The sequence below is a fragment of the Paraburkholderia sp. GAS42 genome (genome assembly GCF_050436565.1).
Taxonomy (GTDB): Bacteria; Pseudomonadota; Gammaproteobacteria; order Burkholderiales; family Burkholderiaceae; genus Paraburkholderia.
Genome location: NZ_JBNDML010000009.1, coordinates 234,254 through 259,490, shown reverse-complemented (window position 1 = coordinate 259,490; position 25,237 = coordinate 234,254). Strand labels below are relative to the sequence as shown.

The following is a 25,237-nucleotide window of genomic DNA, read 5'->3' as shown; positions in this document are numbered from 1 at the left end:
AATAATGCCGACAATCCGAGCGACCCGGAACAGGGATCCGCCCAACTGCTGCGCCTGTGGATTCATGACGCGGCATAATCCGGAAGTCGGCATAACTGGTGTCATGCCGCTAGCGGCATGAAACGCGTTATTGTCCACGGGGGCACGCCCATCGGTGACGTAGCGGCTCAGGTAATCCCATTGATTGCGCGTATAACTGATCGCCTTTCCCAGCAGGCTCTCGGGCAGGACCTGTGCGGCCTGTTCGTCGAGCCACGCCTTCAGGGACGCCAGAAGCGGTACGCTGTGTTGCTGGCGCAGCCGGTACGTGTAGGCGTCCCGTGTTTCGCCTTCCGGCAGATCGCCTTTGGCCAGCGTCTCGACCTGATACAGCGCCTTGAAGTACTCCAGTGCCTGCGCGGCACGACCGCCGGGTTTCTTCATGCCCTTGAGGGCGTCGACGAAGACCCGGCGGGCGTGCGCCAGACAGCCGAAGTGCGTCGCGCCTTCGAGTGTGCGCCAGGCGGCATAGCCGTCGGTCATCAGAAGACCTTCGTAGCCGGCGAGGAACGCCTGGGGATGTTTCTGCCCGCGCCCCGGCTGGTAGTCGAACAGCACCACCGGTTCCGGACAGTCTTCAGCACTGCGGTACACCCACATATACGATGTGCTTTGCGCGGTCTTGCCGGGCTCCTTGAGCACCTGCACTGTTGTCTCGTCACCGTGGATCAGCGGCTGCGACAGCAGTGTCCTGCGCAGTGCGTCGTACAGCCGGCTGTAGTGCAGCTCTGCTGGCCGGATGATCCAGTTCGCCAGCGTGCCGCGTCTGACTTCGATGTCCGCGCGAGCCAGCGCGTGGGCCATCCGGTACAGCGGCGTACCGTCGACGTACTTCCCCGCTGTGACGGTGGCGATCATCGCCGCACTGGCATTGCTGCCCGGTAACGGCTGCGCTGGCATCGGTGCGGTGATCACCGGCGTACGCTCGGCATGGCGTTCGCAGTGGCGGCACGCGTACTTGAAGCGCACGTGCTGCAGCACCGATGCCTTCACCTCGATATGCAACTGTTCGCTGACCTCTTCGCCCATGCGGTGCAGCGCTTGCGCGCAGCACGGACAGACCTTCTGGTCTTCCGGCAGGTCGTATTCGATGCGCTGGCGTGGCAGGTGTGCCGGCAGCGGTTTGCGTCCGGGCCTGCTTCGCGCCGGCCCAGGTGCATCCGGCAGGCCAGTATCGGGCAGTGCGAACGTGTCTTCGGTACCGTCGGTGTCGTCGTCGGGTTCGGTGGCGGCGATCTGTTCGGCCTCGTCGAAGACGCGATCCCGGAGCTTCTCGCTGCTCGGCGCGAAGCGCTTGCTCTGCGCCAGACGGAACTGCTCCTCCAGTTGGGCAATCCGTTCGCCCAGCTGCCGGTTTCGTGCCTCGAGTTCACGGATATAGGCCTGGGTGGCCGGAGGCAATCGGGAGAATTCGTCTTCGTTCATGCCCCCACGATAGCGAAGTGTCGCCCGCGATGGGTTTACGGGAATTTGTAACAGGCTGGCCGGCTGACGCTGACCTCCGACGCCCAACGCTCAGCTGGCGTGATGGTACGACCGTACCGGGTGGCGGCGCACAGCATCAATGTCGATGCCCTCCAGGAGCCAGTGCAACTGCTCGCTCGTCAGCTTGACTACGGTCTGCTGCCGGCGTGGCCATACGAAGTGGTCTTCCTCGAGGCGCCTCAACATCATCCAGAAACCGTTGCGATCGTAGAACAGCAGTTTGACCCGGTTGCGTTTGCGATTGTGGAAGGCGAACACAGCGCGCGCAAACGGATCGAGCTGCATGGACTGCTCGACGAGCGTCACGAGACTATTGATGCCGGCCCGGAAGTCGATCGGTTCGCGATGCAGGAAGACCGTCAGGTCCGCCTCGAAGCGGAACATCAGCGCGCTCCCAATGCGACAACTATCGCATTTACGATTGCCACGTCGTCAGATGAACATTCGAGCTCAAGCTTCACGCCGTTGGGCAGATGAGCCGACAGCCGTGCCGCTCGTGTTGAGCGTGGCGAAACGCAGGATGATTCTGCTCTGGTGGCGCGGTGCGACGCGGGCGCGGACGCCATGACCGTTGTCGGCCCGTCGATCGCGACCACCGAAACAAACGCCGACGACGGGACTGGCTCGTTGTGCCCGATCGGGGGCCGGGAGCGTTCACGCGCCTGGACCCATTTATGCAACTGGTTGGCATTCACGCCAGCCTTAAGGGCGAGGCCCGATAGTGAGGCGCCTGGCCGCACACAGGCTTCGATCAGCCGCCGTTTGTCCGCCGGGTCGAAGCTTCGCTTGCCGCCGACACCAACACGCGTCACACGCAAAGGCAAAAAGCTCAGGTCATCTTCTGTCATGGATTGCGTCCGCAAAGTTGGGTTGCGGACGCAATCGTGAGCCTTATCAATAACGGAAGCTAGGTGTGCGAAATCGCGCGCTTACGGTCAAGCGATTTGAGAATCTGGATGACCTCGGGTGAAAGTTGGATGTACATGATGGCCTCCTGTTATTGAGATCATCTTGATCCGGACGAAGTTCTTTCGTCTGTACGGTAGCGTCTACTCGACTCCCCCTTTGAGAGTGGCTTGAGCAGATCTCACAAAGACATACTGTGGAAGCTGTTTCGACGAATATGTTACCGGTTTGCACAGTTGCCTGAACGGGCGAATCAACCAATCCATATCAAAGCGTGTCAGCCAGTTTGTCAAAAACCCGCGGTTACTCATTGACGTAGATACCTGTGTATTTTCCATTTTGAGGCTGCGTCGGCGCAGGTTGGCAATGTCGCTCCGGAACCAGTACGCCACCGTACCGACTACTGTTCGTATTGCGCGCACTGTCTATGTGAGTGTCGTGGACTTCCCATGACACGCCGCACACAGAACGGTAATCTTCGATCGTCTGCAATGGCCGCTGCTGCCATTACGGCGAAATTCAAAGAGAGCTGATTTGGGCTCTGCGGATGCGATGCATCAAGGCAATGCCGACAATCGTGAACACCATACTCGTTAAAAGTTGAAGCACAGCGCAATGTGCGCATTCAATCTGATGTCGCGATGATCACACTACCCGAGGCATGAGCAGGCCGATGCACCGCGGGATGGATGTGTTCATTGGAGTCTGACATGAAAAAGCGCAACGTCTTGCAATGGGTATTGATTCTAGGTGCGGCTTTCGGCGTGAATCTCGCGATTGCGGCGGAGATGGACCTTCCGGCGATACAGCATGCCGGGGACGTGACCTATCTAACGGGGGGGATCGGGAGCGACCAGGCACGAGCGATCAAAGACGTCATGCACAACTACCCCATGGTGTTGACGTTCGTCGGCAAGACGAGCAATCAGAATCAATATCTCTCGGATGTCCCCGTCACGATCACGGATGGCAAAGGGAACACGGTTCTGGAGACGAGTTCGGATGGCCCATTCATGCTGGTTTCTCTCCCCAGTGGACATTACACGGTCAGCGTTAGCTATAAGGGGCAAGCCGAACATCGTACGATGAATATTACAAATGACGCTCACGCGCGCCTGACATTTGTCTGGGCGATGTAGTTGCCGCGACGTGAATGGTTAGCTCAAGCAGATGCCGCCGCCGGTTCGTCGATATTAAAACGATTTCGCCCGTAGAGATTGATTGCATTGGGATTCGACTAAATCGTATCCGCACGCGCCTGCGATTTATTTTTAGCGGCTTCCTCCACCATCGGGCATCTCAAAGATGGGAGCGGCCGGACGTGTACGCTGCCGGACCGACGGGAACCGGCAATTCGTGTATCAAGAGAGTGTCTACTGGCGGGCGAGTGAAACCTGTATCGGTGGCCCTTGATGGCAGACGCGTCGGATTGCGTCACTTACGTATATAGGTGGTATCAAAATGAACTGCACTCGCTTATTTTCAATAGGTACGCTAACGCTCCTTGTCGCAATGGGAGGCCTGGGTTGCTCTGGCATGTCCCAGCGAGGCGTCGACACGGCTGCTGGTGCCGGGATAGGCGCCGTCGGTGGTGCTGTGCTTACAGGCGGTAGCGCGGTGGGCACAGTCGGCGGCGCGGTCGTAGGTGGCGTGGTCGGCAACCAGATCGGTAAATAGCCGGGCGAGCCTGGACGGAGCAGCATCATCCGTGGATATCTTCCCGGTGAGGTGACGCCACGGTGTGAATAGAAGATGGTGACCGTTCAGGATGACGTCGAGTGCTGGCTTCGCCCCGGCGAGGGCATTCTTGACATGTACCGCCCGTCGAAAGCGGCGCGCGTAGGTCCTGGGCTATCCCTTCAAGAGATCTCACTGCTACAACTTCGGGGACTCATTGCATCTATCGGCATCCGTCCGCCGAAACCGCGCGCATTCTGTTGACCGGGATCAATGCACAGTACCCGGCGCTTGCGCTGATAAAGTACTCCTTATCGGGGGCAAAAATGCGTTACCTGATTATTGCGCTATCGATGTTGTTGTGCCCGGCAATCTCAGTCCACGGCCAGATCAGCGTCGATGTCGGAGTGCCGGGCGTCAACATCGGTACCAACATGCAGTCATATCCCGAACTCGTTCCAGTGCCGGGCTACCCCGTTTACTACGCGCCTCAAGCGAATTCGAATTACTTCTTCTACGACGGCCTGTACTGGGTGTACCAGCAGGACAACTGGTATTCGAGCAGTTGGTACAACGGTCCGTGGCAGTCGGTGGGGCCAATGGATGTGCCACCGTTTGTGCTGCGCATTCCTGTGCGCTACTACCGCGAGCCTCCTGCGTATTTTCGTGACTGGAGCGCCAACGCTCCGCCACACTGGAGTGAGCGCTGGGGCCGCGACTGGGAGGCTCGTCGAACCGGATGGGACCATTGGGACCGGCGCGCCGTCCCACGTGCAGCCCCGCCGCCAGACTACCAGCGACAGTACTCAGGGGACCGCTATCCACGTACGGGAGAACAACAATATGCGATTCGATCCGCGAACTACCGCTATCAGCCAGGTGATGCCGTAACGCGGCAGGATTATCGACAGCAGGGCAACCCGGGCAGCTCACGCGCCGGGCCTCAGCAGCAAGCGCCTATGCAACGATCGTCGACTCAGGAACTGCGTTCGCAGCCGAATCAACAACAGCTAGAGCAGCGGCAGCAACCGCATCCGCAGCCGGATCAACAACAGCTGGAGCAGCGGCAGCAACTGCATTCGCAGCCGGATCAACAACAGCTACAGCAGCGACAAAAACGGCAGCCAGAGCATGTCGCACAGCAGGCACCACCCTCACAGCCGATGCATCAGGCGCAATCGATGCAGCCGCCGTCACAGATGCAACGCGCCCAAACGGCGCCTCAAGAGAGGGGGCGAGAACCAGGACGAAGGCCGCAGTCAGAACCACCAGTAGTTGGACATCTTCACGATAACGGCTCTTTTGGACACTGGCGAGTCACCTTTCGTGAATCAAGTCGTACAGAAAGCAAATCGGAGAAGCATCATGAGCAGGACCTATTTTTGCAGAACCGCAGTTCTCAACACGTTGATTGCAGTCGGTCTGATTACCGGGGTTAGCATCGGGACGGCTGGCGCAGCCTCGGGGGATGAAACCATCCCGCAGCCCCACAGCGACAGCGTAAGCGCGATGCTCACCGATACCGTCATCACGACCAGGGTGAAGGCCAGGCTGATGGGTGATGACAGCCTCAAAAAATCTGACATCAGCGTGACCACGACCAACGGCGTGGTCACGCTCGACGGCTCGGCAAGCAACTCAAACGCGAAGACCGTGGCTGAGGCGGCGACAAAGTCAGTCGATGGCGTCAAGAGCGTCGACAACAACCTGAAAACACCCGCGAGCAGCAAGGCATCGGCCCGGACGCACGAGGCGGTCACAAAGACAGAGCGGGTCGCATCTGATAGCTGGATCACCACCAAGGTGAAGTCCGGGATCCTTGCGGACAGCGTCAGCAAGGGTTTCGATGTGAGCGTGGAGACGATTCACGGCGTGGTGGTTCTGAAGGGGGCTCTGTCAAACCAGGACGCCGTCGATCACGTGAAGGACATCGCTGAGAAAGTGAAAGGCGTGAAGAGCGTTGACACGTCCGCCCTCACCGTCGCAGGCGGATAGCCGGTTGAGAATGGGTTGCCGCGGGCGACTGCACACAAGGGGGAGCACTAAAGACTCGGCGTCGCAACGCGCACCCTCATGCCTTCCTCTCGCGTACGCCACCGTATCGACTTCGGATGCCCTTGCATGCAGCGTGTTTAAAGACGCTTTCGATCACCGCGCCGACATATCGGACTGCAATACCCGGTTCGCGGCGGCGTCCTTATCGCTCGCCAGCCAAACAGGCTGGTGAGCGCGATTTCCCTATGTCTCGCTATCAGTTACCACATACTACGAACAAAGTTGCTGAAGAAGTTTGAAGACCTTGATGCAACGCTTTGCGACCAGGGCGCGACGTTGCTGGTGGTGGCCAACGCGTCGCTTCGAGCAAACGACGCATCAGATGCCGCCAGGGAACGCGCCCCCGGTACGACACCGTACCGATATTCTCCACAGTTGCGTTCATCGTGTGAGTGACGTTCGGGCGCGAGGCGGTCTAGACGGATGCGAAATAGCCGTGACCGATTTCGCGTCGCTTCATTTCTGGCAATCGGTTTGGCCTGTGGGTTTGGCCTGCGTCCGTCGCTGCGCAGAGGATCGGACGCATTCCATTCACTACCCGCGTGGAATGTAGAGGCAACTGCAAGCCGCTACGTTGCCCGTAGAAAGAAGGTCCACTTGTTCAGCAATTCAATCGCGTTCCTCTCCGACGGTCTGCTTTCCCTTTTCTGGTGGCAGATCTTGCTAGCCACACTGATATCGACACATGTCACGATCATCAGCGTGACGGTGTACCTCCACCGTTGCCAGGCGCATAGGGCACTTGAGCTGCATCCGCTTGTCAGCCATTTCTTCCGGTTCTGGCTGTGGATGACGACGGGCATGGTGACGGGTGAATGGGCAGCGGTCCACCGCAAGCACCATGCGAAGTGCGAGACTAATGAGGACCCGCACAGCCCGCGGATCAGCGGAATCTGGAGGGTGCTGTTCGGAGGTGCTGAACTCTACCGAGCCGAAACAAGGAACGAGGAAACACTGCGCAGATTTGGCTATGGTACGCCGGCCGACTGGATCGAACGGAACATCTACGCGAAGTACCCGAACCTCGGAATAAGCTTGCTGATGGTCATCGATGTTGCTCTATTCGGTGTCGTCGGCGTGTCGGTGTGGGCCGTCCAGATGATATGGATACCGTTCTGGGCAGCGGGCGTGGTCAACGGTCTGGGCCATTTCGTGGGTTACCGCAACTTCGGTACTCCAGATGACAGCGCGAACGTTATTCCCCTTGGCATCCTGATCGGCGGCGAAGAACTTCACAACAACCACCACGCCTATGCAACATCTGCAAAGCTATCGAACAGATGGTACGAGCTCGATATCGGCTGGATGTACATTTGCATCCTGTCTACGCTGGGACTGGCAAAGGTCAGGAAAGTGGCGACGGCGCCGCGTCTGGTCAAAGGCAAGTTGGAGCTCGACGACGACACGCTGCAAGCTGTACTGCGAAACCGCTACTCGATTATGGCGAGCTACGCCCGGGCGGCCGAGCGTGCCTACCGGCACGAACTGGCAAGCACGGAGCACTTCAGCCGCCATGAGAAGTTCCTTCTTATACGCGGCGTAAGGAACTGGCTACGCGAGGAGCCGGTGACTCACGGCAAGCCGCGACATCCGCCGTTGACGGAAATGTACGAGCACGATCGGAAGCTGCGCACCTACGTCGAACTGCGCGAGGAACTGTCCGCGATCTGGAAACGGTCGAATGCCTCCCGCGAACAGTTGCTCCTGCAGTTGCAGGACTGGTGTCGTCGTGCCGAGCAAAGTGGCATCAACGCGCTCGAAGAGTTCTCGCTGCGACTTCGCCAGTACGGGTGACATCCGGCTCGGTGCCCGCGGCCTCTTTCCGTTGCGGGGCGGTGTACAAACCAATGACGTGGTCTGTCACGTGAGGGGGCCGGTGAGCGGTCAGGAAGCGAGTCAGGAGGCGGGAATGAAAGGCCGCTCCCGCGGCAACGCATTCGGGACAGAGTTGTAGCTCAGCCGCAGCCCCAATCCCCGCGATCCGGCTGTTTTACCGATCTGACCGTCACCGTGCGGACTTACCGCATTGCATCTGAGACCCTACGGCTTCAATCTCTGTGTATCCGCGATTTCGGCTCGCCTCGGCGATGAGCGCCGGGCAGGGTGCAGGCAGCGAGTTTGCGCTCCGGCTGCCGATTGTCACGAACCACTGTGGTGTTTGCGACCGCACATGAGCGGTGGCGTGCGGTCGAGTCCCGCAGGCCGGAGACGCATCTTGTGCTGCTTTCGCCGCTCGTCAACGAGGAAGCGCTGGCGCCCGGTTGGAGGTCATTGGGGGATTGCGTCACTGGCCGTTATTCGCGCGCGACCTATAATTTAACGGTGTAGACGCAGCGCCCGGCGAAGATTGGCGTATGGCGGCGACGCCGCCGCGCGCCCGCCGGGCCGTTAGGGGCGTTGATCCCTTTATCCATCTTCACCGGTCAGGAAATCGTCGGCGAAACCGGGGCGGTTCTGGACAGGCTGCAGAGAGTGGCAAATGTCGTACGAGTATCCTCAAAACGAAAATCACCTGCTCTCGGTGCTGCCTGCAGCGGAGTGGGCGCGCCTGGCTCCGCATCTGGTATTGGTGGATATGCCGCTCGGTCGCGTCATCTACGAATCGGGGGACCGCCTTGATCACGTCTATTTCCCGACGACCTGCATCGTGTCGCTGCTGTATGTCCTGGAGGACGGTGCGTCCGCCGAAATCGCGATCGTCGGTAATGAAGGGCTGATCGGCATTGCCCTCTTCATGGGCGGCGAAAGCACGCCGAGCCGGGCGGTCGTGCAAAGTGCAGGCAAGGCCTACCGGCTGGATGCCCACATCCTGAAAGAGGAATTCCACCGTGCGGGTCCGGTACAACGCCTGCTACTGCGCTATACACAGGCCTTGATCACACAGATGGCACAGACCGCCGTTTGCAACCGGCACCATTCGATCGACCAGCAGTTGTGCCGATGGCTGCTGCTCAGCATCGACCGCCTGTTGTCGAACGAACTGGGAATGACCCAGGAGCTGATCGCCAACATGCTGGGCGTACGCCGATCCGGTGTCACCGAAGCGGCGTTGAAACTGCAGGATGCGGGGCTGATTCGCTACAGTCACGGTCATATCGAAGTACTGGATCGACCGGGGCTCGAACAGCGCGTGTGCGAGTGTTACGGCGTGGTGAAGCGCGAATTCGACCGGTTGTTGCCCGATTTGAAAGCGCTATAGAAATCGCATGGGTGCTATCCCCTGCCTGAACGGCATTAGCGTGCCAAAGCGGAGTTGGATGGGACGGCTTCACGGAGAGGCGCTTTTCGTGAGGGCTACAATCTGCCCACAGTGATACGTTCGCTGCAATCTTCCCGGAAGTATTCATATGAAAGTTCGGATTTCAGTGCGCGACAGTTCATTCAGGCGTCGCAATGCAGCCACCGCGCCCTGGGCGTCCTCGCAGATGTAGCCGGTCACACCGTGGTCGATCACTTCAGGCACAGAACCACGATTGAATGCAATCACCGGGGTGGCGCAGGCCATCATCTGTAAATGACGGGATCCCGATGACGACGTTCTCCACCGTGGGCTCACGGCTTACCTCAATCCAACGTAGCCGAGCACAAACAGAACGATAACCACGGCCCCTACGAGCCAGACGATGTTGTACATGACACGCTCCTTGAATTCACCCCGATAAACGGTGACATCGCGTAGCGCGCAGGTCATGACCAACCAGCGGCAGGTCTCGTGACTCCAACGTTCTGTCACAACGACGATTTGCATCGTCGCGCCAGTTACCGGCCGTCCGCGAATGCGTGCCGCACGAGAGCTGCCCATGAACAATCGGTACGCACAGGGTGTAAGTTCACATTCGCACATACGACACCGAGGTGTCTGTACGGTAGCGGTCCTGGCCGTCTCAGGCTACGTGACTGGATTCTTTGTGACCGTTCCTGCCAGCAATGCATTCGGAAGAAGCGTTTGCTGTCCAGGTGTCACGCGCGTCAGTCGGGAGCGCAAGTGCACGTGTACTACTTGAGCCGTCCCCGGCTTCGCCCACGACTTCGAAATCGTTGGTGCTTTCGAGCGCTGTGCGCACGCCGTCGGGCAAGACGGGATGGGCATCTGCGATTGCCACTTTGATCATGACGGCGCACGGGACCGGAGGCTCTCGCTGCACATGCTCCCTGGAAGGGACATGTCGGGCCGCCTGCGTGCGCGCTAATAAATCTTACTTTCTCGTATCCGGTCGATGCAGCCGGTACGGTATCGGACAATCGTCCTTCTATCCGCGCGGGGGCTGCGCGGATTTGTCGGACATTGGGTTGGCGTCGACACGCCGTGCAACCTAAGGCGCCTGGTTACGCTCGACAATCGGGCCGCCGGCATCGATACTCCCCACGGCACCGGCAGGTCCATCGACAGTGAGCGGGCCGCTTACTTCAAGGTTGCCACGAACGATCAGCGGGCCATGCACCGTGAGCGGACCACGAACTGTCTTTCCTCCCCCGCGCCTGCGCAATGCGGGGTCATTCGGTGCGTGGTCTAGTAATGGTTGCGGCCTTCATGATCGTAGTTGCCGCTTTGGTGATATTCGCCGCCCTGGTGGTAGTCGCCACGCTGGTGGTTGTCGCCGCTATAGCCATAGCCGCCGACAGGAACCAGGATGCACGCGCCCAGGCCGGAAATCAGAGACAGGACGATCAGCGTCCATGTGAGGTTTCGCTTCTTCATGACTTTCCTTTACTTCTTTCTGTCGTTCAGCGCAGACGCCTGCGCGTTGTCCGGTTGTGTTGCGGGGTGCGGCCCCTCGCAGAAAATGGCCGTGAGCAACAGGGGGACTACCTGGTGGACGACCGCGTCGCTGCCGGCCTCGCGTACGCGCGCTTCGACCGACTCCGCTGGGCCGACTACTATCGCGCCATAGGACGAGTCGGGGATGGCCTGGCCGCCGCCGCTTTTGAAGATCGCATCGTCGTGTTCATACCCAAGAACCGCGTAGACGCGAAAGCCAAATGCCGTCAGGGTGCTGCTGTGCGTCGGTCGAAAAGCGTTGACCGAGTTCGCTTCGACGCGCATCGGACTCGGATCGATGTACTGGTCGTTCAGGAGTGGGGCGATGAAAGCGTGCGCACTCGATTTACAGTCGAGTTGCGGATCGAGTGCGTAGGCGTAGGACGGTGCGGGAGCGAGTCCAGCACTGATGGCGGTAAGCACGGTTAGCAGCGTGTTGAGAACGGCGTTTGTCATGGTAGCGGTGAAAAAGATTCTTTCGCACTACACGTTCCCACGTACTACAGGAAAAGTCTGTACGGTAGCGGTCTTCGATTACCGCAGATAGCGCCCATCATCGCGGCAAGGTCCCTCGCCGGAGATCGGCAAAAGCGACTGCGCGACCTGCGCTCCGCGCTGCACCACCGGTCCAGAGCATCTCCAGGAAGGCTGGATAAGTGGAAATATAAATTGACCAGGTCTGGCCACCGCAGAGACCTTACCTCGCGACAGCGCCGCCACGCTCATTCGTAGGCGAAGGCGCTACCGAATTTATCCATGCGTTCGAGTGCCATGCCCGATCCGCGCACGACACAGGTCAGCGGGTCTTCGGCAACGAACACCGGCAGACCGGTCTCCTCGGCGAGCAGCCGATCAAGGTCGCGTAGCAGTGCTCCGCCGCCCGCGAGCGTGATGCCGCGCTCGGCGATATCGGCGCCGAGCTCTGGAGGCGTTTGCTCGAGCGCGATCTTGACCGCCGATACGATCTGGTTCAGCGGATCGGTGAGGGCTTCCAGGATCTCATTGCTGGAGACCGTGAAGCTGCGTGGTATCCCTTCTGACATATTGCGACCTTTCACTTCCATTTCCTTGACTTCCGAGCCCGGGAAAGCAGAGCCGATTTCCTTCTTGACGGATTCGGCGGTTTGTTCGCCGATCAGCATCCCATAGTTGCGGCGGATATAGTTGACAATGGCTTCGTCGAACTTGTCGCCGCCGACGCGCACGGAGCCTTTGTACACGATGCCGCCGAGCGAAATGACACCCACTTCGGTGGTCCCACCGCCGATATCGACGATCATCGAGCCAATCGCTTCGGACACGGGCAGGCCTGCGCCGGTTGCGGCGGCCATGGGCTCTTCGATCAGGTAGACCTGCGACGCGCCCGCGCTATGCGCGGCTTCCTTGATTGCACGCCTTTCGACCTGAGTGGACCCGCACGGCACGCAGATAATGATGCGCGGCGACGGCGCAAATATACGCGGTGCGTGCACCATCCGGATGAACTGCTTGATCATCTGCTGGGTGATGTTAAAGTCGGCGATCACACCGTCCTTCATCGGGCGGATGGCTTCAATGTTGCCCGGCACCTTGCCGAGCATCTCCTTGGCTTCCTTGCCAACTGCCAGAATGGTCTTTTTTCCGCTCGGGCCGCCTTCCTGACGAATCGACACGACCGAAGGTTCGTCCAGGACGATGCCTTTGCCGCGCATGTAGATCAGTGTGTTCGAAGTGCTGAGATCAATCGCCAGGCCGTTGGAAAAGTAGCTGCGCAGAAATCCGAACATTCAAAATCCTGTCTCGCTTGATGCCAGGCTCTGGGAGGCGCCTCAAAGTTCGTTCACGTGGATCTTGTCGTCAATAATGTCCTTGCCAAATTGCATCGCGAGGTTGAGTGCATCGACGGATTGCGTGGGATCAGCGTCGACATACTGCGTTGCATAGCGCTGTGGTTCGACGCCAGAAGAGGGCGGCGCGTCAATCCTGACGACTGATGAGAAGCGGCGCGGCCCTTTGGCGTATGGATCGCGGTGCGGCGGAAATACCTGGGTTGAATAGGCACTCAATACGTAGCCCTTGTACTCGATGGTGGGGATGGTCATGATCTTGTACTCCGAAAAAGATGGCGCCGTTAAAGGCGCACGAACGCCGGTATCCACACAGCTCCGTTGATGGTTAATAGCGGCCCGCCCATACGCGATCCCGGCGAACATACAAGTCTTTGAAGTCTCCAACGAGAACATCAGACGGGCGGAACATATAGCGGGTAGTCAGACCCGCAGCTGCGCGTGTTTGTTCGGGCAGGTACGCGACTCAAACGCCGCCTCGAACGGCGTTTGCACGCGATTCCGACCGGCCTTCGATCTGGTCGACCAGTCCGAGCAGGCGCGTTACCCGCTTGATACAGTGGGGATTTAGCTCCTGCATTGATTTCAGGGAAATAATCCGATCGCGCCAATACTCGAGGCCAAGGGGGCTTGTCGCAACGAGTTGCGGGACAATGCGCTCAAGGTGAGCGAGGTCCTTTTCGAACGCTTGACACGACACAGTTTCCTCCCTGTAAAAACTTCGCGAAAACCTAAGGCACCTCCCGTTTCTCACCGGAGAGTGCGCCTGTGGCTACAGTCCAAGCCGCTCACGCAGCCTGTCCAATACGTGATGTTCACCCAGCCAGCGGATCTCCTGCTTTCGCACGAGACTCTGTCGATACCTGTAGAACGCGATGGTGAACATCAACGCCATCGCGGTCGAAATACCCCACATCGCGTAGATCATGTCGTTCCTTTCAAGTTGTTGCGCTGGCCACTGGCTGCGTTGGCGGCCAAAGACGGGCTCTACATCTTCCCCATCAGGACCATGACAAGTACGGCTATCACGATCACGCCGATCATGCTGCTCGGGTTGAGCGTTCGTGCAAACGCGCTCGAATCACTCCGCAATCCCCGGCCTGATTGACTTCCATCTGCACAGCCGCGAAGCCAGGAGCCCGGCAAATCACTTTGCCGGTCATCAGGCTCCAGATTACGAACAATGCGATCGCCTGTCTGTACGCTGTCGTACCGCATCGGGACCGGATTGGGCGTAGCGTTGGAAACATCGGAAAAAAACGGGAGACGGCGGTGCAACGACGAACGTTCATGTGGGGCGCGCCGGGCTCGATCCTCGCGATCGGCGTTGCGCTATCCGGCTGCACGACGACCGGCAATGCGCCAGATACGATGGCCCGTCAGACGGAAAAGCGCCACATCATCGATGCAGGTGCCGACTCAACCCTCGCACGCCTTTACAACATTGCTCCCGGCTCGCGCGAACTGGTCGGCAAATCTCGCGGCATGCTGATCTTCCCATCGGTCCTCGATGCGGGCTTCGGTCTGGGCGGACAGTATGGCGAAGGCGCGCTGCGCGTCGGCGGACGGTCGGTGGGGTACTACAGCACCGTAACGGCGTCCGTCGGGCTACAGGTCGGCGCGCAATCCAGGGCAATCGTCTTTCTGTTCATGACTGAGAGCGCACTCGATCGATTCCGCAATAGCGAGGGCTGGTCAGCCGGTGGCGACGCATCGGTGGCGGTACTGAAAATCGGTGCGAACGGCAATGTCGACACGGGCACCGCGACGGGGCAGGTTGACGCTTTCGTGCTGACGAACGGTGGCTTGATGGCGGGAGCGACAGTTGACGGCACGTAGGTGACCCGGCTCAACGCGCTCTAGCGGACAGGGCCGCCGCGCCTCGAACGCGCTCACTTACCGTTTCGGTTTTGACGAGATAAATCATGCACTATCTGACGAGCGCAGGCCCACTCGTTTCACTGATCGCTGGCATTCTGATTCTGGTGGTGCCGCGCCTGTTGAACTATATCGTTGCAATCTATCTGATTGTCATCGGGCTGCTGGGGCTGTTCGGAGGCCATCTTCATTGATGCCGTGTTGCCAGCGGCAGGAGTATTGAACCATGTTGCGAACCATCGAGAGTCTCAAGGGATGCACCGTCGCCGCCAGCGATGGCGAAATAGGCAGCATCGAGGAAGTCTACTTCGATGATGAAGCGTGGGGTATTCGCTATCTCGTCGTCAAGACGGGAAACTGGATCAGTGAGCGGCGCGTGTTGATCTCACCGTACTCAGTCAGGCACTCGGATCCGGGCGCGACGAGCGTGCACGTCGATCTGACGCGTCAGCAGGTCAGCGACAGTCCGGCCATCGACACGCACAAACCTGTGTCACGCCAGCATGAGGCGGAATACCTTCGCTACTACGGGTACCCGAACTATTGGGGTGGCCTGGGAGTGTGGGGGATGAGCAGCTACCCCGCATTCGGTCCCGGGTTGCTGCCGGATGTTTCAACGGATACGCGCGAGCAGCTTGCGCTGTACGCCGACAAGCCTCCAGGGGATAGCCATCTGCGCAGTACGGACGCCGTGGACGGCTATCACATCGAGGCTGCCGATGGCGTTTTCGGTCACGTGTCCGGATTCATTTTCGACGACCAGACCTGGACCATGCGCTACCTGGTCGTGGATACGCGAAACTGGTGGCCAGCGGCAAAAGAAGTGCTGATCGCAACCGACTGGATTTTCCTGATCGACTGGTACGAAACCACCGTCTCTACAGAGCTTACCCGCGACGCCATCAAGGATAGTCCGGCCTATGACAGCAGCGTCCCGGTAGTCCGGGACTACGAGACGGAACTCTACGCGTTTTATGGCAAGAAAGGGTACTGGGCAGAGAAGTCGGAGAACGTAGCGGCATCGCGGCCTGAATCGCCGGTACACGTTCCTGGTCCGTAAAGCGCGTGAAGCTATTCGCGAGACCGAAACTGGCAACGACACATCCGACTCAACAAGGTGGAGCTGTCCGCAATGAAAGCACTCGTTTATATGGGGCCGTCGAAAAAGTCCCTTGAGCAGCGTCCAATACCGGAGATGGCATCGCCCACGGACGCGATCGTCAAGGTAAGCAAAACGACAATCTGCGGCACCGATCTGCATATTCTCAAAGGTGACGTCCCGAGTTGTCAGCCGGGCCGCATTCTTGGGCACGAGGGCGTGGGCGTCGTCCATCAGGTCGGAGAGGCCGTGACTACATTCTCGCCGGGTGAGCGCGTCCTGATCTCCTGCATCAGCGCCTGCGGAAAATGCGCTTACTGCCGTCAGCAGATGTACTCGCACTGCACCACCGGCGGATGGATGCTCGGGAATACGATCGACGGCACGCAGGCCGAGTACGTTCGCATTCCCCACGCGGACACCAGTCTCTATCGCATTCCAGACGACGCCAACGACGAGGCGATGGTGATGCTGAGCGACATCCTGCCGACGGGCTTTGAATGCGGTGTGCTCAACGGCAAGGTTCAGCCCGGTAGTACCGTTGCGATCGTAGGGGCAGGGCCCATCGGCCTTGCGGCACTGCTTACCGCCCGGTTCTATTCGCCGGCGGAGATCATCATGATCGATCTGGACGATAACCGGCTGGAAGCGGCGAGGCGTTTCGGCGCGACGGCGGTGATCAATAGTGCCGACCGTAACGCGGTACAGGCCGTTATGAAAATGACCGCCGGGCGCGGCGTGGACTCCGTGATCGAAGCGGTTGGCGTTCCGGCTACCTTTGAACTATGTGCGGAGCTGGTCGCCCCGGGCGGCACGATTGCCAACGTTGGCGTGCACGGAACGAAGGTGGATCTGCATCTGGAGCGTCTGTGGGATCGAAACATTACCATCACCACACGACTGGTCGACACGGTCAGCACACCCATGCTGCTCAGAAGCCTGCGCGCTGACAGGCTCGACGCCGCGCTGCTGATTACGCATCGCTTCAGGCTCGACGACATCCTGAATGCTTACGAGACCTTTGCGCACGCTGCAGAGACACAGGCGCTCAAGGTGATCATCGAGCTTTAGTCGGGGGCCGTCTGGCGCGGAATGCCGCGCTGCCTACAGCGCCTTCAGGGCCGGCAACAGACGGTCGAATTCCCGTCTCACCACGCCGTAGCACTCGCAGACACGCATTTCGAGCCCCGGGCGATCCAGCACTTCGATATGACCATGACTGTAGCGGATCAACCCCGCGTCCTGCAGTTTCAATGCCGCTTCGGTGACCCCGGATCGACGCACGCCAAGCATGTTGGCGATCAGTTCCTGCGTCATCTTTAGTTCATTTGACGGTAGGCGATCGATGCTCAGCAGTAGCCAGCGACAGAGTTGCTGGTCAATAGAGTGATGACGGTTGCAAACGGCGGTCTGGGCCATCTGCGTGATGAGTGCCTGGGTATAGCGCAGCAACAGGCGCTGAACCGGGCCTGCCCGGTGAAATTCCTCTTTCAGGATCCGGGCATCGAGCCGGTACGCTTCACCCGCGCTTTGCACGATTGCCCGACTTGGCGTGGTTTCGCCGCCCATGAAGAGTGCAATGCCGATCAGCCCCTCATTGCCGACGATCGCGATTTCGGCGGACGCGCCGTCTTCCATGACATAGAGCAGTGAGACGATCGACGTAGTTGGGAAGTAGACGTGATCGAGCCGGTCGCCAGATTCATATACGACCTGCCCAAGAGGCATGTCGATCCGGACCAGATGAGGTCCAAGACGCAGCCACTCTGCCTCTGGCACAACCGCGAGCAGATGATTTTTCTTCGGATCCTGCGCGTTTGTCATGTGCTGCTCCTTGAGGTCCTGCCTGAACACTGCGCAACGGTGTCGCGGCATCGCTCTTCATAGTATCAGGCTTAAAAAAGCGGTTCGCAGTCGCGTCAGTCGAACCGAAAGGGCGCCGCTGCATGGTCCCGCGCAGCGGCGCCCTCCTGATTCCGATCTGGTGTGTCTGCCTTGGATTATAGTCCGCCGGGACGCGCAGACAGATGACGATCCTGTGTAACACGCTCCGGAAAACGCCTTCTGTGCAAGACCACTGCGCTTCCGAATGAGCGGCAACGCGCCTGCGCCATGGCGCACGTTGCGTTCAGAACGTCACGCGTAGCGAACGTTTTGCCGCACCGCAATAACGGGCAGACGGAGCAGGAATTGACCGCCAGATCCGGCGCCGGAGCTGCTGGCCGAAGCGGTTCCGCCATGGGCGGCGGCAATTGCCTTCACGACGGTGAGTCCAATCCCCAGGCCGCCGGCACTGGCGGCAATCGTTCTGCTTGATTGGGCGAAGAGATCGAAAATGTGAGGCGGAGTCGCGACAGCTGACCGGGGCGGGCATGCCACGATTTCGTCTGACGGATTTGCCGGATAAACGGGAAGCTGGCTCACGGAAGACCGGAAGAACGCTGGATGGACTGACATGTTGATCCCCGGATTGCAGCGCGTGAATCTCATGCAATGGCGAACCGCGCTGCGGTAACGGGCGCGAGTGATTGTCGAAAGGTTCCTTTCGTGCCAGTTGCCGGATTCCCGCTTATGCCTGCCTCGCGAGAGCGGCCCGAGGGCCGCTGGTGCGCCCAGGGTGGACTTCTACGGTCTCATGTTTCCTGCTAACGAAACTGAAGCGGTATGAACAGACTGATGCCTGGCGACGGCTCAGGGGCATATACAACGGGCGGCGGAGCGTAGACATAGTCCTGACCGCGATAATAGTCACCGTAGCGCTGGGCATCGTATTGATCGTGTTGATAGTGTTGGGTCTGCTGCTCGTGTTGATAACGCTGGGCCTGTTGCTCGTGCTGATAACGTTGGGTCTGTTGCTCGCGTTGATAACGTTGGGCCTGTTGCTCGTGTTGATTCCTGTGATCTTGTCGATTTCCCTGGTTATAGTGGTTCTCGCCATTTGTCGTATGTTGCTGGTTCTCCTGGTGGTTGTAGTCTTCGCCAAGCGCGGGCGCCATCGACAGACAGCCGACGGCCAGCGTGACGGCCGATGCGGTTACGATCCGGGCCTTAATCGAACCTTTGCAGGCGGTTCGCAGTTCAGTGCTTCTCATCATGTACTCCTGTTTGCGATCCGATGCCGGCAACGCTTCTGGCGGCATCAGGTCGCTGCCCATTACGGGGATCCCGCGTTTAGCTCTTCTTCGTCGCATGGTGGCGATCGGTCCGGAAAATCAGATCGGCGTTCTTTTTCTGGACGTCGGACATGCTGTCGTATAGCGTCTGAAACGCCGGCGTCAGCTTTCGGATGCCGTCAGCGTGCGCATCGGCGGCCAGACCGTAGGCCTTGAGATCATCCATCGCGCTCATGCTGTTTGCGTGACTCCTGCGTGCGTCTTTGAGCGCATCCATGGTTGTCGCGTTGTCGCGCATGACCTGCGCGACTTTTTGCCAGAGTGCTTCCTGGTCAGCCGTGATCTGAAGCCTGTTGTGAAGGCTGCTGATGCGTGTATCCACGGATTCATGGGCTGCGACGGTCATGACATGTGCGGGCGCTCGATTTTGCGCCGTCGTCGCAGCGCCTGCAGGACTGGCGAACGCAGTTATCGCGAGAACGAACGCTGCCATGAGAGCAGGCGAACGTGCTCGCTGGGCGGTAACGGTGGTGAATTTCATCGTGGTCTCCAAGGCAACCTGGTAAATGCTCGCCACTGCATACTTTTCGTTGCGGGCGGGCGGTGATCGAACAGTTCATGTGTGCGCCTGTTTCCGGTCGGCGTCTGTCCGGTGCCGGACGCAAACGCTCAGGGCTCTTGAACAGGGAGGTCACTGCACCGATCCCTTATACCTTTACGTGCAAGGGTGTTGGCTGTGCGCACGTCGCGCCACACTATCCGCTCCCGGGCGGCGCAATGGCATCTACCGGACAACGGATAGCGGCGTGTGCGCGATCCACGCGGCTTGCCTGAACCGGCCCTCTCCTGCACTCCTTCGAAGCGATGCTCATCCGAGCCATGTAATTGCCATGGCGAAAACCGTGGTTGCCATGACGATCGTCGCGATCCATCCCAGTATCCTTAACGTCCGCGGCAAGGTAAATCCGGCCATGATGTCCGGTCGCATCGACAGAAACATCATGGCGACCATCACCGGCACGGCGACAATCCCATTGAGCACCGCGCTCCAGTAAAGCGCCTTGACGGGATCGATGGCGGTGAAGTTCAGGCCGACACCAATCAACGCTGCCGCGGCGACGACCGCATAAAACGCCTTGGCCTGGAACGGCCGGCGCGCGAGTCCGACACGCCATGAAAACAGTTCGCCCACGGCGTAAGCGGCCGATCCGGCGAGGACGGGAAGCGTCAGCATCCCCGTGCCGATAATGCCCGCGGCGAATACGACAAAAGTGAACTGGCCCGCGACCGCGCGCAGGGCTTCAGCGGCCTCGGCCGAGGTTTGAATGTTAGTGATGCCGTGGGCGTGCAGCGTCGTCGCGGTGGTGACGACAATAAAGAATGCGATGACGTTCGATATCGCCATGCCAAGATACGTATCGATACGGATGCGGCTGAACTCGGAGCGCGCCTGTTCGGGAGCGCGGGTGAGGGCCAGTGCGCCAGGGCGTTCCTTCTCGTCTTCGACTTCCTGTTCAGCCTGCCAGAAGAACAGGTACGGGCTGATGGTCGTCCCCATGACAGCCACGATCGCTACCAGATAGTCGGGTTTGAGTGAAAACTGCGGCCAGACCACGGCCCGACCCACCTCGGCCCACGGCACCTTCACCACGAACGCACAGATGACGTAGCTGAACAGCGACAGGCACAGCCATTTCAGGACCAACACGTAGCGCGAATATTGGGTGAAGATCTCCAGAGCGGCAGAAATCAGACCGAAGAGACACACGTACAGCAGGGCGGGGCCGGGGATCAACAGTTTCAGCGCAGCCCCCATTGCACCAAGATCCGCGCCAAGATTGATGACATTCGCAACCAGCAGCATGCCGACGATCGCGCTCGAGAGCCACGGTGTGTAGTGACGGCGTAGATTTCCGGCGATGCCATAGCCGGTGACGCGCCCGATGCGCGCGCTGATTTCCTGAATGGCTGCCATGAGTGGATAGCTGAACAGCAAGGTCCACGCGAGGCTGTACCCGAACTGCGCACCGACCTGCGAATAGGTCGCGATGCCGCTGGGGTCGTCGTCGGAGGCTCCCGTGATCAAGCCAGGCCCCATGATCTGCAGAATCTTTGGATGATCCGGCTGCTTGATGCTGGCTTGGGGTTGGACCTGCGGAAGGGTATCCATTTTGTGCTGCTCCGTGGCTGCTGTTTCGGACGTCCCGGACAAAAAGGGTAATCGGATGCTCGATCGTGCGCCCGGCAATCGCGCTGCCATTGCGCGGCAACAGGGCGGAAAGTTCCCCGGTGAAACACAGGTAATCCGTATCGTCGACAAGGCTCACACGATGGTCAAAGCTGCGTTTGCGTCGCGCGCTGTCAGGTGTGACGGCGCTTATCGGCGAATACGCGCGTTCGACCAGTACCCGTGTTTGCCGTAAAACTGGTGCAGCGCCACTTCGTAGCTACGATGGATTGGAACCGACTTGTCGTATAACGGGCTATGCTGGATGACCTCGCGGGTAAGCGACGTTGACACGGTGGACGCGAACCAGTCGACCGTGTGGATCCAGTCGGTCGCGATCAACACTTCCTTGCCGCCAGGCCACCAGTTGTGCGTATCGACAATCGGGTAACGAATGGCCCAGGCTTCGTCGTCGAAGTAGACCTGGTTGACAGAGCCTATATCGCCGTCAAACGCACGAATGACGCATCCGTGCAGGCTCCTTACGCTTCGCAGCATGATTTCTCCGCAATCTGGAAACGAGGACACCGCGCATGCGATGTCCTGTCTGCCTTGCGCCTTAGAGCGTCGTGAGCCGTGTGACCTTGGTGCCTTGAAGCGACGCGCCCGCCATCAACCCGCCATTTGCCAGAACGAACGCATCCACCTGGCCCGTGGCCGTGGTGGTGTCGACGGCGCCGTTCGCGCCGAGTTTCAGCACGGCCACCGACGCGTCTCCGCCGGCCGACCAGCCGTCCCTGCTACGGAACTTGTCGAGCGACTCCTGGGTCATGAAGAGGAACACGATAGCGCGCGATTGGGCGCCGGCCTGCCAGCCAACCGAACCCGTTGCCGTGCTGTAGTACCCGACCGTATGGCCACCCACGCGCAACGATCCTTCGCCATACTGGCCGCCGACCACGAGGGCAGCATCGATGACTGACGGAAATATCAGCACACCATGAGCTTTGCCAACCAGCTCACGCGAGCCATTTGCCGCGCCATACAGGCGCGTAAGGGTCGAGTCGACGCCTGCATCGATCGCGTGGCGCTTGTCTATCTGCTGACCGCTGGCGTTTGATTGACCGGTTGTGGTGCAACCGGAGATCGCGAGGCCTAGTGCCATGATCGAGCCTGGCGTAGTCCATATGAATGTTCGTCTAAGCATGATGCTCTCCTGGGTTTCCAATGATGTCTGTGACCCTACGCCGGAGGGCGTGGCAATGCGGTACGACAGCGTACCGACGTACGGCTTTATTGACTGTACGATCTGTTCTAACTTCCAGGTTGTTTTGCACACCGTATGAGGCCGGTTCGATGTTTGCTGCAAGTCGTCTCCAACTCCGGCGAGAGCACGCGATGCCATGGCAAGGCGTGGAATCCGGATCGGTATGGCGCTGATTCCCGGTCTTTTTTTACCGATAGGGACACCAGATCGAGTATGGGAAGCGTATCCTCGGGCCGATCAGGCATTGTCTGAGATGCAGCTTGCGTGAGCGCTACGGGCTGTAGTCACTGGAAGCGATCCGGTCCGGGGAGCGCGTTTGTGCGACTCGCTATTGCGCCGACGACCCGATCACTTCGAACCGTCATATAGTCGACATACGGAGAACTTATGTCATTGCTGCCCGATGCAAATAACCCCACCTGGGATAGACGGGTGGAATACGGCTATGCCGACGAGGAACGCGCCAGGAAGCGCACGCAGGATGCAGCCGGAATCGACCCGACGGCAGCCAGGTGGCGCTATCGACCCACGAATAGCGTCACGAATATCAAGAGATAAGTGACGGCACGGGGTGATGCAACCCAGCCCGGCGATGATTGCCGGGCCCGGTACGGCACCGTACCGACTTCCTGTAAAGGTGCGAGCATCGTATCCGCAGGCGCCCTGCGTCTTCACGTTAGGCGCTTGAGACAGCCCCGTGCAACCTGATTCTTTCCGATTGACCGTCCAGGCCGCTCAACCAGCAAGGAGTGGCCATCATGACCTCGATCCGATCACGCTATTTCTTTCCGCCACGCGCATGGCGGCGAGCGTCATTGCGATGCAAGTGCGCCACCAGACAGTTCAATCCTTGTGATTCCGGTTTCGCTGTGCGATCCGCGTTTCCCACCCACGCAGACATGTACGCCATGCCCGAACTGAATTGCGGCGACATCGTCGCGGCTCCACGCCATAACCCGCAGAGGATTGAAAAATGCTAGTTACCGATTCGATACGCGAGGACCCGCAAGTGTTCCTCCCCCCTCCGGCCTTGTCGGCGCACGCGGCGATCTCCGGCATGGACGCCTACCGGGCGCTCGTCGCTGAAGCGCAGCGTGACTACGACGGCTTCTGGGGGCGTCTGGCGCGCGAGACGCTCAGCTGGAACAAGCCTTTCTCCACGGTGCTGGACGAAACGAATGCACCGTTCTACACGTGGTTCGAAGACGGCGAGCTGAACGCGTCATACAACTGCCTCGACCGGCACGTCGAAGCGGTCCACGGCCAGCGCATCGCGGTGATTTTCGAAGCCGACGACGGCACCGTCACTCAGGTTACCTACGAGGATCTGCTGCAACGCGTGTGTCGCCTTGCCAACGCATTGAAAAAGCGCGGCGTGAAGAAAGGCGATCGTGTCGTGATCTATATGCCGATGTCGGTAGAAGGTATCGTCGCGATGCAGGCCTGCGCGCGGATCGGCGCGACGCATTCGGTCGTGTTCGGCGGCTTCTCATCGAAGTCGCTCAATGAGAGGTTGGTCAATGTCGGCGCAATAGCGCTCATCACCTGCGACGAACAGATGCGCGGCGGCAAGGCGTTGCCTCTGAAAAGCATCGCCGACGAAGCGCTCACAATGGGCGGCTGCGAAGCAGTGAGGAGCGTGATTGTCTACCGGCGTACCGGCGGCAAGGTGGCATGGAACGAAGGCCGCGACCTGTGGATGCACGAACTCATGCAGGCCGAATCCGGTCAATGTGCGCCCGAAGGGGTTGGCGCGGAGCATCCGCTCTTCATCCTCTATACGTCGGGCTCGACCGGCACGCCGAAGGGCGTGCAGCACAGCACGGGCGGTTTTCTGCTATGGGCCGCGCAGACGATGAAGTGGACCTTCGACTGGAAATCCACCGACGTGTTCTGGTGCACGGCGGACATCGGGTGGATCACGGGGCACAGCTATATCGCATACGGTCCGCTCGCACTGGGCGCGACCCAGGTCGTGTTCGAAGGCGTGCCGACGTATCCGGACGCCGGCCGCTTCTGGGACATGATCGCCCGGCACAAGGTCACGATCTTCTACACGGCGCCGACGGCGATCCGTTCCCTGATCAAGCTGGCAGAAGGCAATGCGAAAGTGCATCCGGACAGTTTCGATCTGTCGACGCTGCGCGTGCTCGGCACGGTCGGCGAGCCGATCAATCCGGCCGCCTGGTTATGGTACTACGAGCACGTCGGTGGTGGACGTTGTCCGGTGATCGACACCTGGTGGCAGACCGAAACCGGTGGCCACATGATCGCACCGATGCCAGGCGCGACACCGCTTGTTCCAGGCTCCTGCACGTTGCCGCTGCCCGGCATCATGGCGGCGGTCGTCGATGAAACGGGGCAGGACGTGCCAAACGGGCAGGGCGGAATTCTGGTAATAAAGCGCCCATGGCCTTCGATGCTGCGCACAGTGTGGGGCGATCCGGAGCGCTTCAAACAAGGCTACTTCCCGGAAGAACTCGGGGGCAAGCTTTACCTCGCCGGTGACGGCGCGATTCGCGACAGCGAGACCGGTTATTTCACCATTACGGGTCGCATCGACGACGTGTTGAATGTGTCCGGGCACCGCCTCGGAACGATGGAGATTGAGTCGGCACTGGTCGCCAATCCGCTGGTCGCTGAGGCAGCAGTAGTGGGGCGAGCGGACGAGACAACAGGCGAGGTCGTCATCGCTTTCGTGGTGCTGAAGGGCGTGCGCCCTGAAGGCGAGGAAGCGGCGAACATCGCAAACGAACTGAGGGCATGGGTCGGCAAGGAAATTGGCCCCATCGCGAAGCCGAAGGAGATCCGCTTCGGTGAGAACCTGCCGAAGACGCGTTCGGGCAAGATCATGCGTCGCCTTCTGCGCTCGCTTGCGGCAGGCGAAGAGATTACGCAGGACGTTTCGACGCTCGAAAATCCGGCCATTCTCGATCAACTCGGTTGATCGTCCCGACGATCGGGAG

26 protein-coding genes and 1 pseudogene are annotated in these 25,237 nt (G+C 59.7%); 11 read left to right on the top strand and 16 right to left on the bottom strand.

Features of this window, described 5'->3' with window-relative positions; genetic code table 11:
* The 3 genes from tnpC to tnpA form a co-directional block, all read right to left on the bottom strand.
* A partial coding sequence (gene tnpC / locus P3T16_RS16150; protein ID WP_429343016.1) for an IS66 family transposase occupies positions 1–1,464 on the bottom strand: 1,464 nt, incomplete at its 3' end.
* Positions 1,465–1,554: 90 nt separating this feature from the next.
* Entirely contained in the window at positions 1,555–1,908 is a 354-nt protein-coding gene (tnpB, locus tag P3T16_RS16145) for an IS66 family insertion sequence element accessory protein TnpB (protein WP_062170938.1), read from the bottom strand.
* Complete coding sequence (gene tnpA, locus P3T16_RS16140; RefSeq protein ID WP_429343015.1) at positions 1,908–2,372, bottom strand: IS66-like element accessory protein TnpA; 465 nt, start codon at positions 2,370–2,372, stop codon at positions 1,908–1,910. The genes tnpB and tnpA overlap by 1 nt, the downstream gene beginning before the upstream one ends.
* A gap of 768 nt (positions 2,373–3,140) precedes the next feature.
* Between tnpA and P3T16_RS16135 the strand changes: the two genes are divergently transcribed.
* The 6 genes from P3T16_RS16135 to P3T16_RS16110 all read left to right on the top strand — a co-directional run bounded on the left by P3T16_RS16135 (position 3,141) and on the right by P3T16_RS16110 (position 9,361).
* The gene (locus P3T16_RS16135; protein WP_429258979.1) at positions 3,141–3,569 is read left to right on the top strand and encodes a carboxypeptidase-like regulatory domain-containing protein; all 429 of its coding nucleotides are present in this window, start codon (positions 3,141–3,143) and stop codon (positions 3,567–3,569) included.
* Between the two features lie 373 nt (positions 3,570–3,942).
* Positions 3,943–4,107: a glycine zipper 2TM domain-containing protein gene (locus P3T16_RS16130; protein WP_429259064.1), complete on the top strand. Its 165-nt coding sequence runs from the start codon at positions 3,943–3,945 to the stop codon at positions 4,105–4,107.
* Between the two features lie 326 nt (positions 4,108–4,433).
* Positions 4,434–5,546 (top strand): hypothetical protein, encoded by a 1,113-nt coding sequence (locus P3T16_RS16125; protein ID WP_429258978.1) that lies wholly within the window; start codon positions 4,434–4,436, stop codon positions 5,544–5,546.
* Positions 5,473–6,102 (top strand): BON domain-containing protein, encoded by a 630-nt coding sequence (locus P3T16_RS16120; RefSeq protein WP_429258977.1) that lies wholly within the window; start codon positions 5,473–5,475, stop codon positions 6,100–6,102. Before P3T16_RS16125 ends, P3T16_RS16120 begins: the two co-directional genes overlap by 74 nt.
* A gap of 483 nt (positions 6,103–6,585) precedes the next feature.
* Positions 6,586–7,956 carry a DesA family fatty acid desaturase gene (locus P3T16_RS16115; RefSeq protein WP_429343014.1) on the top strand — a complete coding sequence of 457 codons (1,371 nt, stop codon included), beginning with the start codon at positions 6,586–6,588 and terminating at the stop codon, positions 7,954–7,956.
* A 685-nt stretch (positions 7,957–8,641) separates the two neighbouring features.
* Positions 8,642–9,361, top strand: a complete 720-nt coding sequence (locus P3T16_RS16110) for a Crp/Fnr family transcriptional regulator (RefSeq protein ID WP_429343013.1) — start codon at positions 8,642–8,644, stop codon at positions 9,359–9,361.
* Positions 9,362–9,517: 156 nt separating this feature from the next.
* On the opposite strand, the pseudogene P3T16_RS16105 reads toward P3T16_RS16110, so the two are convergent.
* From P3T16_RS16105 to P3T16_RS16080, 6 genes and pseudogenes are all read right to left on the bottom strand, one after another.
* A pseudogene (locus tag P3T16_RS16105) lies at positions 9,518–9,718 on the bottom strand (glycosyltransferase); the annotation flags it as partial.
* A gap of 954 nt (positions 9,719–10,672) precedes the next feature.
* Positions 10,673–10,861: a hypothetical protein gene (locus P3T16_RS16100; protein WP_429258974.1), complete on the bottom strand. Its 189-nt coding sequence runs from the start codon at positions 10,859–10,861 to the stop codon at positions 10,673–10,675.
* A 9-nt stretch (positions 10,862–10,870) separates the two neighbouring features.
* A complete protein-coding gene (locus tag P3T16_RS16095) occupies positions 10,871–11,377 on the bottom strand; it encodes a hypothetical protein (RefSeq protein ID WP_429258973.1) in 507 nt (168 codons plus the stop codon).
* A 266-nt stretch (positions 11,378–11,643) separates the two neighbouring features.
* On the bottom strand, positions 11,644–12,687 hold the full coding sequence (locus tag P3T16_RS16090) for a rod shape-determining protein (RefSeq protein ID WP_429343012.1): 1,044 nt from the start codon (positions 12,685–12,687) through the stop codon (positions 11,644–11,646).
* Positions 12,688–12,729: 42 nt separating this feature from the next.
* Positions 12,730–13,002 (bottom strand): hypothetical protein, encoded by a 273-nt coding sequence (locus P3T16_RS16085; protein WP_429258971.1) that lies wholly within the window; start codon positions 13,000–13,002, stop codon positions 12,730–12,732.
* A gap of 517 nt (positions 13,003–13,519) precedes the next feature.
* Positions 13,520–13,675 carry a hypothetical protein gene (locus tag P3T16_RS16080; RefSeq protein WP_429258970.1) on the bottom strand — a complete coding sequence of 52 codons (156 nt, stop codon included), beginning with the start codon at positions 13,673–13,675 and terminating at the stop codon, positions 13,520–13,522.
* Positions 13,676–14,019: 344 nt separating this feature from the next.
* Here P3T16_RS16080 and P3T16_RS16075 point away from each other — a divergent pair, with 344 nt between their 5' ends.
* From P3T16_RS16075 to P3T16_RS16060, 4 genes are all read left to right on the top strand, one after another.
* Positions 14,020–14,586, top strand: coding sequence for a BPSL1445 family SYLF domain-containing lipoprotein (locus P3T16_RS16075; RefSeq protein WP_429343011.1), 567 nt, complete (start codon positions 14,020–14,022; stop codon positions 14,584–14,586).
* An 86-nt stretch (positions 14,587–14,672) separates the two neighbouring features.
* Positions 14,673–14,819: a DUF3096 domain-containing protein gene (locus P3T16_RS16070; protein WP_429258968.1), complete on the top strand. Its 147-nt coding sequence runs from the start codon at positions 14,673–14,675 to the stop codon at positions 14,817–14,819.
* A 32-nt stretch (positions 14,820–14,851) separates the two neighbouring features.
* Entirely contained in the window at positions 14,852–15,685 is an 834-nt protein-coding gene (locus P3T16_RS16065; protein ID WP_429343010.1) for a PRC-barrel domain-containing protein, read from the top strand.
* A gap of 72 nt (positions 15,686–15,757) precedes the next feature.
* A complete protein-coding gene (locus P3T16_RS16060) occupies positions 15,758–16,795 on the top strand; it encodes a zinc-dependent alcohol dehydrogenase family protein (protein WP_429343009.1) in 1,038 nt (345 codons plus the stop codon).
* A gap of 33 nt (positions 16,796–16,828) precedes the next feature.
* Here the strand turns inward: P3T16_RS16060 and P3T16_RS16055 are convergent, their stop codons facing one another.
* The 7 genes from P3T16_RS16055 to P3T16_RS16025 form a co-directional block, all read right to left on the bottom strand.
* A complete protein-coding gene (locus P3T16_RS16055) occupies positions 16,829–17,548 on the bottom strand; it encodes a Crp/Fnr family transcriptional regulator (protein WP_429343008.1) in 720 nt (239 codons plus the stop codon).
* Positions 17,549–17,860: 312 nt separating this feature from the next.
* Positions 17,861–18,181 (bottom strand): ATP-binding protein, encoded by a 321-nt coding sequence (locus P3T16_RS16050; RefSeq protein ID WP_429343007.1) that lies wholly within the window; start codon positions 18,179–18,181, stop codon positions 17,861–17,863.
* 188 nt (positions 18,182–18,369) lie between these two features.
* The gene (locus P3T16_RS16045) at positions 18,370–18,879 is read right to left on the bottom strand and encodes a hypothetical protein (protein WP_429343006.1); all 510 of its coding nucleotides are present in this window, start codon (positions 18,877–18,879) and stop codon (positions 18,370–18,372) included.
* Positions 18,880–18,895: 16 nt separating this feature from the next.
* Entirely contained in the window at positions 18,896–19,243 is a 348-nt protein-coding gene (locus P3T16_RS16040) for a Spy/CpxP family protein refolding chaperone (RefSeq protein WP_429343005.1), read from the bottom strand.
* 462 nt (positions 19,244–19,705) lie between these two features.
* The gene (locus P3T16_RS16035; protein ID WP_429343004.1) at positions 19,706–21,007 is read right to left on the bottom strand and encodes an NRAMP family divalent metal transporter; all 1,302 of its coding nucleotides are present in this window, start codon (positions 21,005–21,007) and stop codon (positions 19,706–19,708) included.
* A 207-nt stretch (positions 21,008–21,214) separates the two neighbouring features.
* Entirely contained in the window at positions 21,215–21,562 is a 348-nt protein-coding gene (locus tag P3T16_RS16030; RefSeq protein WP_429258962.1) for a hypothetical protein, read from the bottom strand.
* 61 nt (positions 21,563–21,623) lie between these two features.
* On the bottom strand, positions 21,624–22,211 hold the full coding sequence (locus P3T16_RS16025) for a BPSL1445 family SYLF domain-containing lipoprotein (RefSeq protein WP_429258961.1): 588 nt from the start codon (positions 22,209–22,211) through the stop codon (positions 21,624–21,626).
* A 1,033-nt stretch (positions 22,212–23,244) separates the two neighbouring features.
* Between P3T16_RS16025 and acs the strand changes: the two genes are divergently transcribed.
* On the top strand, positions 23,245–25,218 hold the full coding sequence (gene acs, locus P3T16_RS16020) for an acetate--CoA ligase (RefSeq protein WP_429343003.1): 1,974 nt from the start codon (positions 23,245–23,247) through the stop codon (positions 25,216–25,218).
* Positions 25,219–25,237 lie beyond the last annotated feature (19 nt).